The 14,190-nt window shown below is 67.4% G+C and carries 15 protein-coding genes; 9 read left to right on the top strand and 6 right to left on the bottom strand.

Features of this window, described 5'->3' with window-relative positions; translation table 11 throughout:
* Positions 1-74: 74 nt before the first annotated feature.
* The 4 genes from BWQ93_RS00220 to BWQ93_RS00205 are packed head-to-tail and all read left to right on the top strand — an operon-like array spanning position 75 to position 4,803.
* Complete coding sequence (locus BWQ93_RS00220) at positions 75-1,289, top strand: hypothetical protein (RefSeq protein ID WP_198040439.1); 1,215 nt, start codon at positions 75-77, stop codon at positions 1,287-1,289.
* A gap of 54 nt (positions 1,290-1,343) precedes the next feature.
* Positions 1,344-2,555, top strand: coding sequence for a hydrolase (locus BWQ93_RS00215; protein WP_077028761.1), 1,212 nt, complete (start codon positions 1,344-1,346; stop codon positions 2,553-2,555).
* On the top strand, positions 2,552-3,553 hold the full coding sequence (locus BWQ93_RS00210) for an arginine N-succinyltransferase (RefSeq protein WP_077028760.1): 1,002 nt from the start codon (positions 2,552-2,554) through the stop codon (positions 3,551-3,553). Before BWQ93_RS00215 ends, BWQ93_RS00210 begins: the two co-directional genes overlap by 4 nt.
* Positions 3,550-4,803: an N-succinylarginine dihydrolase gene (locus tag BWQ93_RS00205; RefSeq protein WP_077028759.1), complete on the top strand. Its 1,254-nt coding sequence runs from the start codon at positions 3,550-3,552 to the stop codon at positions 4,801-4,803. Before BWQ93_RS00210 ends, BWQ93_RS00205 begins: the two co-directional genes overlap by 4 nt.
* 166 nt (positions 4,804-4,969) lie before the next feature.
* Here the strand turns inward: BWQ93_RS00205 and BWQ93_RS00200 are convergent, their stop codons facing one another.
* From BWQ93_RS00200 to BWQ93_RS00190, 3 genes are read right to left on the bottom strand one after another with little or no spacing between them, the layout of a single operon-like run.
* Positions 4,970-5,407 (bottom strand): hypothetical protein, encoded by a 438-nt coding sequence (locus BWQ93_RS00200; RefSeq protein WP_077028758.1) that lies wholly within the window; start codon positions 5,405-5,407, stop codon positions 4,970-4,972.
* Positions 5,408-5,430: 23 nt separating this feature from the next.
* Positions 5,431-6,039, bottom strand: coding sequence for a TetR/AcrR family transcriptional regulator (locus BWQ93_RS00195; protein WP_077028757.1), 609 nt, complete (start codon positions 6,037-6,039; stop codon positions 5,431-5,433).
* A gap of 9 nt (positions 6,040-6,048) precedes the next feature.
* Positions 6,049-6,603 (bottom strand): DUF4287 domain-containing protein, encoded by a 555-nt coding sequence (locus tag BWQ93_RS00190; protein ID WP_077028756.1) that lies wholly within the window; start codon positions 6,601-6,603, stop codon positions 6,049-6,051.
* Positions 6,604-7,321: 718 nt separating this feature from the next.
* Here BWQ93_RS00190 and BWQ93_RS00185 point away from each other — a divergent pair.
* A complete protein-coding gene (locus BWQ93_RS00185; protein WP_077028755.1) occupies positions 7,322-8,026 on the top strand; it encodes an NRDE family protein in 705 nt (234 codons plus the stop codon).
* Positions 8,027-8,090: 64 nt separating this feature from the next.
* Here BWQ93_RS00185 and infC read toward each other — a convergent pair whose 3' ends face one another.
* On the bottom strand, positions 8,091-8,627 hold the full coding sequence (gene infC, locus BWQ93_RS00180) for a translation initiation factor IF-3 (RefSeq protein ID WP_077028754.1): 537 nt from the start codon (positions 8,625-8,627) through the stop codon (positions 8,091-8,093).
* A 168-nt stretch (positions 8,628-8,795) separates the two neighbouring features.
* Positions 8,796-9,998, bottom strand: a complete 1,203-nt coding sequence (locus BWQ93_RS00175; protein WP_077032107.1) for a penicillin-binding protein activator — start codon at positions 9,996-9,998, stop codon at positions 8,796-8,798.
* Positions 9,999-10,008: 10 nt separating this feature from the next.
* On the opposite strand from BWQ93_RS00175, the gene rsmI reads away from it, so the two are divergent.
* The 4 genes from rsmI (at position 10,009) to BWQ93_RS00155 (ending at position 13,151) form a co-directional block, all read left to right on the top strand.
* Positions 10,009-10,869, top strand: coding sequence for a 16S rRNA (cytidine(1402)-2'-O)-methyltransferase (gene rsmI, locus BWQ93_RS00170; RefSeq protein WP_077028753.1), 861 nt, complete (start codon positions 10,009-10,011; stop codon positions 10,867-10,869).
* Positions 10,866-11,216 carry a YraN family protein gene (locus BWQ93_RS00165; RefSeq protein WP_077028752.1) on the top strand — a complete coding sequence of 117 codons (351 nt, stop codon included), beginning with the start codon at positions 10,866-10,868 and terminating at the stop codon, positions 11,214-11,216. The genes rsmI and BWQ93_RS00165 overlap by 4 nt, the downstream gene beginning before the upstream one ends.
* A 139-nt stretch (positions 11,217-11,355) precedes the next feature.
* Positions 11,356-12,306 (top strand): glutathione synthase, encoded by a 951-nt coding sequence (gene gshB / locus BWQ93_RS00160; RefSeq protein ID WP_077032106.1) that lies wholly within the window; start codon positions 11,356-11,358, stop codon positions 12,304-12,306.
* Between the two features lie 233 nt (positions 12,307-12,539).
* Complete coding sequence (locus BWQ93_RS00155; protein WP_077028751.1) at positions 12,540-13,151, top strand: DedA family protein; 612 nt, start codon at positions 12,540-12,542, stop codon at positions 13,149-13,151.
* A 110-nt stretch (positions 13,152-13,261) separates the two neighbouring features.
* Here the strand turns inward: BWQ93_RS00155 and BWQ93_RS00150 are convergent, their stop codons facing one another.
* Complete coding sequence (locus BWQ93_RS00150; RefSeq protein WP_077028750.1) at positions 13,262-14,152, bottom strand: tyrosine recombinase XerC; 891 nt, start codon at positions 14,150-14,152, stop codon at positions 13,262-13,264.
* Positions 14,153-14,190 lie beyond the last annotated feature (38 nt).

Here is a 14,190-nt window from a genome sequence, read left to right as displayed (position 1 = left end):
CCCGGCCGGGGCGGCGCTTGCCGCGCCGCAGCGCCATGCTATGCGAACGCCCCGCCCCCATCGAAAGACCGACCGTGCCGCCATCGATACGCCGCCGCGCCGCCGCCCTCCTCGCCATGCTGATTTGCGCCGCGGCGCTGCCCCGGCTCGCGGCGGCGGCAGAGGCGAAGACGCGCGTCGCGATCCTCGGCGTCGACCACACCGCCCAGCTCGTCGCCGAACAGGACCAGCCGGGCACCCTCGCCGCCTGGCTCGACATGGCAAAGCCCGACGCGGTGTGTATCGAACGTCCGCCCGAACAGGCCTCGCGCGGCGATTATTACGAGTTCACCTATGAGGTGCAGGGCGTGATCCTGCCCTGGGCCGCGGCGCGGGGGACCGAGCTCTGCCCGATCGACTGGACCCCGCCGATGGACGACCAGCTGCTCGGTTTCGGGCTCGACCTCGATACCCCGCCCGAAATCCGCAAGCCGCAGGGGTTCCAGGGCTTTCTGACCTTTCCCGATACCAAGACGCTGGCGTGGGATTTCTTTGCCGCCGAGGATCCGGCGGCGCTGGCGCCGCTGCAGAAATGGGCCGGCGAGCCCGCGCCGCGCGCCGACCGCGACTTGCCGCGCCGCCTTTATCTCTACCGCACCTATATGCAGGCGCAGCGCATCCGCGCCGCCGCGAAAGCGCGGCCGGGCCAAACGCTGGTCGTGGTCGTCGGCTATTTCCACAAGCCCGACATCGAAGCCATTCTCGGCCACGACGCGACGATCGAGCTGGTCGCGCCGTCGAGCCTCGGGCGGCCCGACGAAGCGGCAGTGCGCGCCGCCACGACGCAGGCGCATCGCGGCGCGATCCTCGCCTTTAACCTGCTCGGCATGCAGGCGGGTACCGGCAATGTGAATTGGGACTGGGTGGGGCGCGTGCTGACCGATTTCGGCAGCACCACCCCGGAGGGCAAATTGTTCGCGACGCGTCACGCGCTGCTGACCGGCAGGGTCGCGCCGGCGGAAGCGGCGCGGCGTTACGAGGCGATCGCCGCCGATCCCGCCGCGGCGACGCCCTTTACCTGGAACGGCGTCAAGGACGGCGCGCGGATCGACAGCTTCTTCGATCCCTTCGGCAATCTCGACGTCCGCCAGCGCGCGCGCGTCGAGCGGGCGCGGAGCCTGTTCGCGCTGGGCAAGGCGAAGCAGGCCGAAGCCGAACTCGCGCGCCTCGCGTCCGAATTGTCCCCGCGTAAGGCCCTGCAATTGCACGGTTATACGTCGCTGCTCAAGCCGGCCGCGAAAGCGCCATAGCATCGCGCGATGCGGGGGGTGCAAAAGCCCTTTCCCGCTCGCTATAGCGGTTCGATGACCGCCCTCACCGCCCCCGAAAGCGCGACGCTCGACGTCGCCGCCGATGCGCCGATGCTGTCGCAGGTCGAGCGCTGGGCGGCGGTGAATAGCGGCACCGGGAACCTCGCGGGGCTGAAGACCGTGGCGGGGATGCTCGCCGACAGCTTTGCGGCGCTGCCCGGCGACATCCGGCTCGTCGCGCCCGATCCGGTCGAGAGCGTCGATGCCGCAGGGAATCTAAAGACCACCCAGCGCGGCGACCATCTGCACCTGCGCGTGCGGCCCCAGGCGCCGGTGCAGTTGCTGCTCACCGGGCATATGGACACGGTGTTCGCCGCCGATCATCCGTTCCAGACATTGCAGTGGCTGGAGCCTGGGGTGCTCAACGGCCCCGGCACCGCCGACATGAAGGCGGGGATTTCGGTGATCCTCGCCGCGCTGACCGCGCTCGAAGCCTCGCCGCTCGCGGAGCGCGTCGGTTACGATGTGATGATCAACAGCGACGAGGAGACGGGCAGCCACGCCTCCGCCGCGCTGATCGCGCAGCTCGCGAAAGGTAAGACCGCCGCGTTGACCTACGAACCCGCTCTGCCCGACGGCACGCTCGCGGGGGCGCGGCCGGGGAGCGGCAATTTCAGCGTCACCGTCCACGGGCTGTCGGCGCACGCCGGGCGCAACCCCGACGACGGGCGCAACGCGCTGCTCGCCGCCGCCGACCTTGCGCTGCGGCTGGCGAAGCTCAAATCGCCCGAGCTCAAGGTCAATCCCGCGAAGATCGACGGCGGCGGCCCGAACAATGTCGTGCCCGACAGCGCGATCCTGCGCGTCAACATGCGCCCCTCGACCCCCGCGGCGATGGTCGCGGCCGAAGCGGCGCTGCGCGATGCGATCGCCTCGGTGTCGCGTGAGCATGACGTGCATTGCCACCTCCACGGCGGCTTCAACCGCCCGCCCAAGCCGCTCGACGCCGCGGCGACGCGCCTGTTCGAGCTGGTGCGCGACTGCGGCACGGCGCTCGGCCTGCCGCCGATCAGCTGGAACGCGACGGGTGGGGTGTGCGACGGCAACAATATCGCGGCGTGCGGCGTGCCCGTGGTCGACACCATGGGCCCGCGCGGCGGCGCCATTCATAGTTCGGACGAATTTCTGATCGTCGACAGCCTGGCCGAACGGGCGCAATTGTCGGCGCTGACCATGATGAGAATAGCGGAACGGGGGACGGTGTGAATTATGTGATCCGGGCGGCCAAGCCGGGCGATTTGCAGAGCATTTACGAGATGGCGAAGCTGACCGGCGGCGGCTTTACCAACCTGCCCCCCGACAAAAAGGCCTTGCGCGCCAAGCTCGAACGCACCGAGGCGAGTTTCGCGTCGGACAAGGAATATCCGTCGGACGAGCTGTACCTCATGATGCTCGAGGATCTCGACAGCGGCGAAGTGCGCGGGACGTGCCAGATTTTCGGGCAGGTCGGCCAGCGCTGGCCCTTCTACAGCTACCGCATCGGCACCGACAGCAAGCATAGCGAGCAGCTCGGCCGTACCTTTCACGCGCAGGTGCTGATGCTGAGCAACGACCTCAACGGCGCGAGCGAGGTCGGCGGGCTGTTCCTGCACCCCGCGGCGCGCGCCGGCGGGCTCGGGCTGCTGCTCGCGCGTTCGCGCTACCTGTTCATTGCGCGCCACCGCCCGCGCTTCGCCGACCGCATCCTCGCCGAGCTGCGCGGCGTGATCGACGAGGCGGGTGGCTCGCCCTTCTGGGACGGGGTCGCGGGCAAATTCTTCGGGATGAATTTCCAGGAGGCCGACCAGTTCAACGCGGTGCACGGCAACCAGTTCATCGCCGACCTGATGCCCAAGCACCCCGTCTATATCGCGATGCTCAGCGACCATGCACGCAGCGTCATCGGCGTGCCGCACCCGACCGGGCGCGCCGCAATGCGGATGCTGGAAAATGAGGGCTTCGCCTTCGAAAACTACGTCGACATCTTCGACGGCGGCCCGACGATGACCGCGCGCACCGACCAGGTCGCGAGCGTCCGCGACGCCCGGCATGTCGAGGTGACCGGGGTCCGCGACGGCGGCGAGGATGCGCTGGTCGCGGCCGGGCGGCTCGCCGATTTCCGCTGCTGTTTCGGCAAGGTCGGCGCCGACGGCACGATCGACGCCGACACCGCGCGCATATTGGGCGTCGGTGCGGGCGACGCGATCAGCTGGATCGCGCGCTGATGCTGACCGAGATCAATTTCGACGGGATCATCGGCCCGACGCACAACTACGCCGGGCTCAGCCGCGGCAATATCGCGTCGGTGAGCAACGCCGGCGATGTGTCGCAGCCGCGCGCCGCGGCGCTGCAGGGCCTCGACAAGATGCGCCACAATTTGGCGCTCGGGCTGCCGCAGGGTTTCTTTTGCCCGCTCGACCGGCCCGATGCCGCGTGGCTCGAGGTGCTCGGGACGACGCTCGATGCCGCCGAGCCGCATCTGCGCGCGCAGGCCTGGTCGGCCTCGTCGATGTGGGCCGCCAATGCCGCGACGGTCTCCCCCGCGCCCGACAGCGGCGATGGCAAATGCCACCTCACGGTCGCGAACCTGGTCACCATGCCGCACCGCAGCCACGAGTGGCAGGGCACGCTGAAGCAGCTGAAGCTCGCCTTCGCGAACCCCGCCTTCGCGGTGCACGGCCCGGTGCCCGCGCCCTTCGGCGATGAAGGGGCTGCGAACCATATGCGCCTCTGCGACGGCCATGGCTCGCCGGGGGTCGAGATCTTCGTCTATGGCGTGGGCGGCGGGCGCTTCCCCGCGCGCCAGCATCTCGACGCATCGAAGGCGATCGCGCGCCACCACCGGCTCGACCCGAAGCGCACGCTCTTCATCCGCCAGTCGGACACCGCGATCCAGGGCGGCGCCTTCCACAACGACGTCGTCGCGGTCGCCAACGAGCGCGTGCTCTTCACCCACGAAACCGCCTTCCACGACCGCGACGCCGCGCATGCAGAGATTCGCGCGGCGTTTCCGTCGGTCGAGATCGTCGAGGTGCCCGCCGAGGCGGTGAGCCTGCCCGATGCGATCAAGTCCTATCTGTTCAACGCGCAGCTGGTGTCGCTGTCAGACGGCGGCGGCATGGGCCTCGTGCTGCCGACCGAGGCGCAGGCGATCCCCGCGGTGTGGAACTGGCTGGAGGCGCATGTCGCGGGCAACGGCCCGATCCGCCGCCTGCTGCCCGTCGACGTCCGCCAGTCGATGGCGAACGGCGGCGGCCCGGCTTGCCTGCGGCTGCGCGTCGTTGCCGATCCCAACGCGGTGGATCCGCGCTTCATGGCCGATGCGGATATGCTCGACCGGATTTCGGAGGTGGTGGCGAAGCACTGGCCCGAGGCGATCGTCGCGGGCGACCTGGGCTCGGCCGGGCTGACCGCCGATGTGCGGCGGGCGCGCGGGGCGTTGCTGGCGACGCTGGGATTGGGCGAGTTGGAGTAGCCGATCGGCTGCGACACGTTTTGGTCGCAAACCACCCCACAAATCCCGTCCGTGTCGAGCGAAGTCGAGACACGCCGAAGTGGCGCGTGCCTTCACGTGTCTCGACGTCGCTCGACACGAACGGAAATATAGGGTGGTTCAGGAACTACCCTAAACCCTTTCTTGCCTAACGCAGCACGCCCCTTGCCTTCATCGCGCGCGCGTAGAAGATCAGCGCGAGCAGGATCACCCAGATGGTGATGCTGATATACAGCGGCACGTCGCCCAGCGCCTCCCGGAACGCCGCGCCGTTCGCGACGAGCTGGTAATAGGTCACCCCGGCGAGCCCCACCGCCGAGACGAGGAACGCGGTCAGCGCATGGCGCGAGCGGAAGACCAGCAGCAGCGAGCCGAGGAACGAGCCGAAGCCGCCGAGCGCCCAGCAGATGTTCGACCAGGCCGGCGCGCCGAGCACCAGCGCGCGCTGCGCCTCATTATATTGCGACAGCCATGCCTCGCTCTGCATATTGGTCATCGTGAAATCGACCACGGGAAAGGCGTTCCACAGCAAGGACAGCGCGCCGATCACCCACAAATGCCACGGCGTCTTTACAGCGTCGGTCATGATCTTCTCCCCCTCCGGAAAACTCAGGCAAAGCTACCAGATTTTGCGCCCGCCAGCAATGTGGTGATATAGTCGCGCAATACAGCAATGTTGCGGTCGAAATAGCCGATGTCGCGATAGGTGCGCGCCTGCATCACCGCGCCCTCCATCACCGTCAGCACGAACTCGCCGAGCGCCTTGGCGTCGGTGTTCGCCGGCAGGCGATCGGCCGCGGCGTCGAAGCAGCCCGCGATGGCGGTAGACCAATTGGTGAAGTTCGCCGCCATCAGGTCGCGCACCACCGGGTCGGGCTCGTGGATCTCGAGCGCGAGGCTGCCGATCGGGCAACCATAGGTGCAGTCGGTGACGATCAAATGCGTTCGGTAACCCGCGAGCAAGGCGAAGATTTTCTCGATCGGATCGTCGACCCCCTCCCAGTTCGGCGCGAGCAGCATCTCGTCGATCCCGTCGCGATAGAGTTCGAGCACGCCGACGAGCACGTCCTGCTTGCCGGGGAAAAAATGATAGAGGCTGCCGGAATGGACCTGGCTGCGCGAGAGAATGTCGCTGACCGAGGTCGAGAGGTAGCCCTTTTCCCAGAACAGCTCCATCGCGGTCATCAATATGCGGCCCCGCGTATCGGCGGCGTTCATGGCGCTCTCCTAACCCGCGCGGTCATAGGCGGCGCGCAGCCAGCCCGCGACCTGCTCGTCGGCCTCGGCATCGGCGGCGATCCGCACGCGGTGCGATACCATCGCATTCCAGCTGCCCGCGAGTTCGAGCCTGCCCGTTGGTTCCTTGCCCTTGAGTGCGAGGCCGATGTCGAAGCGGTCCTTGGTCGAGGGCATCAGCAGCGCGAACTGCTTCTTGCGGCGGAGGCTGACATAGCCCTTCTTGGGCGCCAGTTCGACGTCGTCACCGAAGCGTTGCACAAGCGCCACCAGCCGGTCGTAGAGCGGACGCCAAGGCGCCCTCGCACCGTCGAACGCGGCGTCGACCAGCGCGTTGTCGTCCTGCGATAACGACGACGAAGCGTTGGCGGCGTGCACGACCATATTGGCATAGCCGTGCCCCAGCCCATGCTCGGCCTTCAGATGATTGACGAGCGCCATATGCGCGCCGATGCCGCTCGCCCGCGCCACCGCGATCCATTCGTCGAGCGTCTTGCCCGTCTTGGTGCGGAGATTTTCCGCCATCGTCGCAAATTCGTCGGCCATGCCATGCCTCCCTCGCGAATCTCGGAGCGACTTGATTGAATATTCAATCAAGTCGTTCGTCAAGCCTTTGCGTGGACGGAAGCCGGCGGGCGGGTTTGGGGTGGGAAGCGGACGTTGCCGCTTTGGCATAAGTTTGCTATTATCGATTATGCTTTCGCCGACGTTGAACAAATATCGGTATCTCTGGAATGACCGATCAAGTGGATGGGCTCTCCTCCAATTGAATGAGGGTGAAAATCCACCGAGATTCGTGATTGTAAATCGGCATTCGAAGCAAGCTTTGATCATCGAAGACGACGATGTTTATGAGCGCGTTAAGCACGAGATGGCTGAAGCCGGCGTCTGTGTTCTAACTCCCGCGCAATTCTCTGCGACATCGGAATAGATAGCTCTCAACGTCCGCAACCGGTCGTTTGCTGCCATCGCGCCGCGAGCCAGGCCGAACGGCGAAAACGGGGTGGGGAGCGGACCTGCTTAATCCTCCCTGTCGCGCAGCGATGGGGAGGGGGACCATGCGAAGCATGGTGGAGGGGTAGCGGCCCCAGGCGAACGGTTTTTGGGGCACCAGCCCCTCCACCGCCTTCGGCGGTCCCCCTCCCCACGGCTTCGCCGCAGGGAGGATTAGGAAGGTCCGCTAACGCCCGAAACCACCCGCCCAAAACCGATCCGCGCCAGATACCGCCTTGGCAATGCGTCCCCGACCCCCGATATGCCCCCCATGTGCGTCGTCGCCCTTGCCCACCGTGCCCATCCCGACTGGCCCCTGATCCTCGTGGGCAATCGCGACGAATTCCACGGCCGCCCCGCCGCGCCGCTGCACCAGTGGGACGATGGCAGCGGCATCGTCGCGGGGCGCGACTTGCAGGCGGGCGGCACCTGGCTCGGTGTCCAGCCCGAGCAGCGCCGCATCGTCGTCGTGACCAATGTGCGCGGCGCCCTGCCCGACCCCGACAAGGAATCGCGCGGCGCGCTAGTGACCGACATGTTGCGCGGCAGCGGGCGTTTCGCCGATCCGGTCCTCGCCGACCTTGACCGCTTCAACGCCTTCAACCTGTTCGCGATCGCAGCGGACGAAGCGCGGCTGCTCAGCAATCGCCCGGCGCCGCGGATCGAGGAGTTCGACCGCGGCATTCACGCGCTCGCCAACGAGCCCGTCGATGCCCCCTGCCCGCGCGCCGACCGCCTTGTCGGCGTGCTGCGACATCACGCGAAGAAACCCGATCCCGATTTCGGCGCGCTGATGGCCGCGCTCACCGAAAGCGACGCCCCGGCGCTGTTCCTGCCGGGCGAACTCTATGGCACACGGTGCAGCACGCTCGTCGCGGTGTCGCAAACCGGGTCGGTGATGATGATGGAGCGCCGCTACGACGCACAGGGCCGCACGACGGGCCGGACCAGCCTGACGTACGACTGGGGCAGCTGATACGAAAAAGGCGGCCATTCCACCGGAACGACCGCCCTCGAATTTTCGGTCGGCTAAGGCCCGATCACTTCGGCGCGAGCACCATCAGCATCTGGCGGCCTTCGGTGCGCGGATGCGCCTCGACCTTGGCGATTTCGGCGGTCATCTCGGCGACGCGCTGCAGCACGTTGAGGCCGAGCTGGGTGTGGCTCATCTCGCGGCCGCGGAAGCGCATGGTCATCTTGACCTTGTCGCCCTCGCCCAGGAAGTCGAACACCTTGCGCATCTTCACGTCGAAATCATGATCGTCGATGTTCGGACGCATCTTGATCTCCTTGATCTCCTGCGTCTTCTGGCTCTTGCGCGCGAGGTTCGCCTTTTTCTGCGCCTCATATTTGAACTTGCCGACGTCGAGGAACTTGCACACCGGCGGATCGGCGTTCGGCGACACTTCGACCAGGTCCAGCCCGACCGACGCGGCCTGCTCGATGGCCTCGGCCGTCAGCATCACGCCCAGATTTTCGCCTTCCTCGTCGATCACGCGGACTTTGGGGGAGGCGATGAATTCATTGTATCGCGGGCCGTTTTTCGGCGGCATCGGCGCCATCGGGCGGCGAGTCATGGGCGGTGGTATAGCTGTATCTCCTGGTCGTTATAGGGACGCGCGGAATCAATGCGTCGCGCGCGCCATGCTCATATAGTGAACGCGCGGCCAGCGTAAAGGCTGCGCACGTCGCCGCGCTGCCGCTTTTTCGCCGACTGTGGCGGCTATGCCACTACCGCCCGGGCGTCACTTGGCGTCGGGCCATTTGGTCGGCGCGGGGTCGATGACGCGGAAGCCGCCGGCGCCGACCTCGCTGACCTCGAGCGCGCGCATCGCGATGCCGCGGTTGTTGAAGCGGAAAATCCCGTCGATCCCGCCGAAACCGTCGGCCGACAGCAGCCGGCTCGCGGGGAACGCCGTCCCCGGCTTCCATTCGCGCGCGATGCGCACCGTCAGCAGCACCGAATCATACCCCAGGCTCGCCAGCCGGTACGGCGCGCGGCCGTAGCGCGTGCGATAGTTGCCCGCCATCTGGCCATAGAGGCCGTCCGACACGCTGGCGAACCACGACCCGCGCATCGCAGCGTTGCTGCCCAGCGTCGCCTCGGTGTTCCACAGCTCGGTCCCGAGGATCTGTTTGCCGCCGGCGCCCTTCACGATCGGTACCGCGCGGATGGCGTTGGCGCCCGAATCGGCGATCAGCACCGCGTCCATCGCACCGGCATTGGCGATCCGCCGCGCCGCGCCGGTCAGCGCGGTCGCGCTGCGGTCATAGCTTTCGACCGCGACGAGCGTGCCGCCAGCTTCGGTCACCGCCGCGCGGAACGCCGCCGCCGAGCGGTCGCCATAGACATTCTTGGGCACCAGCGCGCCGAAACGGGCATGCCCCTTGCTGCGCGCATAGGCCACGACGCGCTCGACCGACTGGCCGGGAACAAAGCCCATGATGAAGACGCCGTTGCCCGCGACGCCGCTGTCGTTCGAGAAGCTCAGCACCGGTATCTTCGCCTCGCGCGCGATCGGCGCGACCGCGGTAACGTCCTCGGTCAAAAGTGGGCCGAGGATCAGCTTGTTGCCGTCGGCGATCGCCTGCCGCGCCGCCGCCCCTGCGCCGAGCGCCGTGTCATAGGTGGTGATGCGCACGCGCTCGGTCCTGGTGTCGAGCAGTGCCAGCGTCGTCGCGTTGGCGATCGCATTGCCGACGTCGGCGTTGGGACCCGTCTGCGGCACCAGCAGCGCGACGCGGTGGCGGTCGGTGTCGGTGGGCAGCCCGGGCTCGATCCCCGTTTCAGGCGGACGCTCGGGCGGCGGCGGCGCGACCGGCCCCTCGGCCTTCGGCACCACCTGACACGCCGCGAGGAAGCCCGCCATCGCGATCGTCGCTGCCATCCGCAGCATGTGCCGCCGCGGCGACGCAATTTTTTGGCGCTGCGCCGCAGTTTCTGCCATCTGCTGCGTCATGCCGAAATCCACCATCTCAGATTCTCCCTTGCCCGGTCTCTATATCGTCGCGACCCCCATCGGCAACCTCGGCGACATCACCCCGCGCGCCGCGGCGACGCTGGCGCACGCCGATGTGATCGCCGCCGAAGACACGCGTGTGACGGCGAAGCTGCTGGCGCACCTGGGCTTGCGGATTTCGATGACCCCCTATCACGACCATAGCGACGAACGCACCCGCGCCGCGCTGGTTGCGCGGATGGAGAGCGAAGTCGTCGTGCTGGTCAGCGACGCCGGCACCCCGCTGATCAGCGATCCGGGCTACAAGCTGGTCCGCGACGCGCGCGCGGCGGGGCGGCACGTGACCACCCTGCCCGGCCCCTGCGCCGCGATCGCCGCGATCACGCTGTCGGGGCTGCCGAGCGACCGCTTCCTCTTCGCGGGTTTCCTGCCGAACAAGGCCAAGGCGCGCGCCGACACCATCGCCGAATTCGGGGGGCTGCGCGCCAGTCTTGTTTTTTACGAAAGCGGGCCGCGGCTGTCGGCGGCGCTCGCGGCGCTGGCCGAGGGACTCGGCGACCGCGAGGCGGCGGTCGCGCGCGAGATCAGCAAGCTCTACGAGGAGTGCGTCACCGGCACGCTCAGCGAGTTGTCGGCGCGCTACGCCGACGCGCCGCCCAAGGGCGAGATCGTGATCGTCGTCGGCCCGCCGGGCGAGGTCGTCGCCGAAGAGGCCGACGACGCCACGCTCGACGCCGCGCTGCGCGATGCGATGGCCGATAGGCCCGTCGCGCAGGCAGCAAAGGCCATCGCCAAACGCTTCGGGCTCGACCGCCATGACGTCTACGCCCGCGCACTAGCCCTCAGGGACGCCGGGTGAAACGCGCGGAGGCCGAGGCGCGCGGGCGCAAGGCCGAGCGCCGCGCCGCCTGGTGGCTGCGCCTCCACGGCTGGCGCATCCTTGGCCAGCGGCTCCGCGTCACCGTCGGCGAGGTCGACCTCGTCGCGCGGCGCGGCCGCACCGTCGCCTTCATCGAAGTGAAGTGGCGCGACAAGGCCGAAGACCTCGGCCTCGCGGTCGATCATTATCGCCTGCGCCGCGTCGCCGCCGCTGCCGAAATGCTGTCCCCGCGCTTCGCCCGGCCGCAGGACGATATCAGGATCGACGTGATGCTCCTTGCGCCGGGGCGCCTGCCACGCCATCTGGTCCACGTCTGGCAGCCTTAGGCGCCGGACGAACATCGGGAGGCCCCCTCCCCCGTTCGTGCTGAGCTTGTCGAAGCACCGTCCTTCTTTGCGGCGTCGCAGAAAAGAACGGCCCTTCGACAAGCTCAGGGCAAACGGCTTGTTTGTGATGGAGCAAAGCATGACCCTGCGCGCCGCGGTGCAAATGGACCCGATGGATGGTATCAACATTAATGGCGACAGCAGTTTCCACCTGATGCTCAGCGCGCTCGAACGCGGCTACACCCTCTATCATTACGACGTCCGCGGGCTGACCTGGGAAGCCGGCCGGCTCACCACCAAGGCGCACCGCGTCCTCGAAGCGAAGCGCGAGGCGGGCGCCCATTACAAATTCGGCGACGAAGTGCTGCTCGACCTCGGCCGCGATATCGACGTCGTGCTGATGCGCCAGGACCCGCCCTTCGACCTCGGTTACCTTACCGGCACTTGGCTGCTCGAACGGCTTGCGGGGCAGACGCTCGTCGTCAACGATCCCGTTTCGGTGCGCAACGCCCCCGAAAAGGTCTTCGTGCTCGACTTCCCCCAATTCATGCCGCCGACGATGGTCACGCGCGACCTAGACGCGGTGAAGGATTTCCAGGCGCGCCACGGCGCCGTCGTGATCAAGCCGCTCCACGGCAATGGCGGCAAGGCGGTGTTCAAGGTCGACGCCGACGGCGGCAACCTCGGCGCGCTGGTCGAACTGTTCGGGCAGGTGTGGCCCGAACCCTTCATGGTCCAGCAATTCCTGCCGAGCGTCAGCCAGGGCGACAAGCGCATCGTGCTCGTCGACGGCGAGGTCGCGGGCGCGATCAACCGCAAGCCCGGCGAAGGCGAGTTCCGCTCGAACCTCGCGGTCGGCGGCTATGCCGAGGCGACCGAACTCACGCCGCGCGAACAGGAAATCTGCGCCGCGCTGGGCCCGGCCTTGCGCGAACGCGGGCTGGTGTTCGTCGGCATCGACGTGATCGGCGGCGAATGGCTGACCGAAATCAACGTCACCTCGCCCACCGGGATCGTCGCGATCGACCGCTTCAACAACAGCGATACGGCGGGGCTGATCTGGGACGCGATCATCAGGCGGATCGGCTGACCCATGCCCCTAGCACCGTCACCCCTCCCCCTTGATGGGGGAGGCAGCGAGACTTGGCAGCTTGCTGCCTTGCTCGCAGCGGTGGGGGTGCAATCTCGTCCCGACACCACCCTGCAAGGACGTACCATCACCCCCATCCAACTACGCCTAGCGCCTGCGGCGCAAAGCTTCGTATCCTTCCCCCATCGAGGGCGAAGGGAAACTTCGACGGCTCGCGCGGCGTTTCTTTCCGTATGACCGACTTCATCCTGAACCTGATCCAGTCGTGGGGCTATGCGGGCATCTTCGTGCTGATGTTGCTCGAAAACGTCTTCCCGCCGATCCCGTCCGAAGTGATCATGGGCCTCGGCGGCATCGCGGTCGCCAAGGGGCGCTTCGATTTCTGGAAACTCGTGGCGGTCGCCGTGGCGGGGACGACGCTCGGCAATTATGTCTGGTACGCGATCGGCCGCTGGATCGGTTACGAGCGATTGAAGCCCTTCATCGACCGCCACGGCCGCTGGCTGACGCTCGACTGGAACGAGGTCGAACGGCTGCATAATTTTTTCCTGAAGCACGGCCCCGCGATCGTCTTCGTGGCGCGCTTCATGCCTGTCGCGCGCACGATGGTTTCGCTGCCCGCGGGCATGGTGAAGATGAACCAGCTCAAATTCCTCGCCTGGACCGCCGCGGGCTCGACAATCTGGATCGCGGCGCTTGCGGGCGCGGGCACCTGGTTCGGCAAGTTCGCCAATCTCGACGCCTTTATCGGCCCGGTGGCGCTGGTCGCCATCGGCTCGCTCGTGCTGGTCTATGTGTGGCGGGTTGTACGGTGGAAGCCAAAGGCGAAAGAAGAAGAGGCCTAAACTCCGCCCCAATCCCGTTCGTGTCGAGCGAAGTCGAGACACGCGAAGGAAAGCGCCAGCACAACGTCTCTCGACTTCGCTCGATACGAACGGACGAGGGAAGAGGCTCCTCAAGCCCGCGGATGGGCGCTGCGATAGATATCCAGCAGATGCGCCGCATCGACCGCGGTATAGACCTGCGTCGACGCGAGGCTCGCATGCCCCAGCAACTCCTGCAAACTCCGCAAATCGGCCCCGCCCGCCAGCAGGTGCGTCGCAAAGCTGTGGCGCAGCGCGTGCGGCGTCGTCCGCTCGGGCAGCCCCAGCGCCCGCCGCGCCGACCTTACGCTCGCGCGCACCACGCCGGGCTGGAGCGGCCCGCCGCGCGCGCCGAGGAACAGCATCGTCTCCTTGCCCATCGGCCACGGACAGGCGGCGACATAGCGCGCCACCGCCTTTGCCACCGCAGGCAGGATCGGCACGACGCGCGTCTTGTTCCGTTTGCCGGTCACGCGCAGCACATCGCCCAATGGCAGCGCCGCGCCGGTCAGCGACAGCGCCTCGCCGATGCGCAGCCCCGCGCCATAGAGCAGCAATAGCAGCGCGAAGTCGCGGGCGCCGACCCAGCCCTCGCGGGCATTGTCCTCGACGTCGTGCGCCAGTTGCAGCGCTTCGGCGGGGGCGACGGGGCGCGGCAGGCCTTTCTTGACGCGCGGCCCGCGCAGCGCGGGCAAGGTGGCGCCCTCGCCCCCGGCGAAGCGCAGGAAACCGCGCAGCGCCGACAATTCGCGCGCCGCCGAGGCATTGCCGAGCCCCTCGGCCCGCCGCGTTGCGAGATAGGCGCGGAGATCGTTGGCGCTCGTCCGTCGCAGCATGCCTGCATCGACTTCGCCGCCATGATGGCCTGACAGAAAAGCGGCAAAGCGCTCGGCGGTCGCGATATAGGCGCGCCGCGTATGCTCCGACCGGCGCCGCTCGTGCGCCAGATGGGCATCCCAGTCGCGGATAATGTCTGAAGCCAAAAACCGCCCTTCAAATCCGTTCGTGTCGAGCGAAGTCG

It is taken from the genome of Sphingopyxis sp. QXT-31, assembly GCF_001984035.1.
Classification (GTDB): Bacteria; Pseudomonadota; Alphaproteobacteria; order Sphingomonadales; family Sphingomonadaceae; genus Sphingopyxis.
The sequence above is the reverse complement of the archived record's forward strand: the minus strand, read 5'-3'. Positions and strand labels throughout refer to the sequence as shown.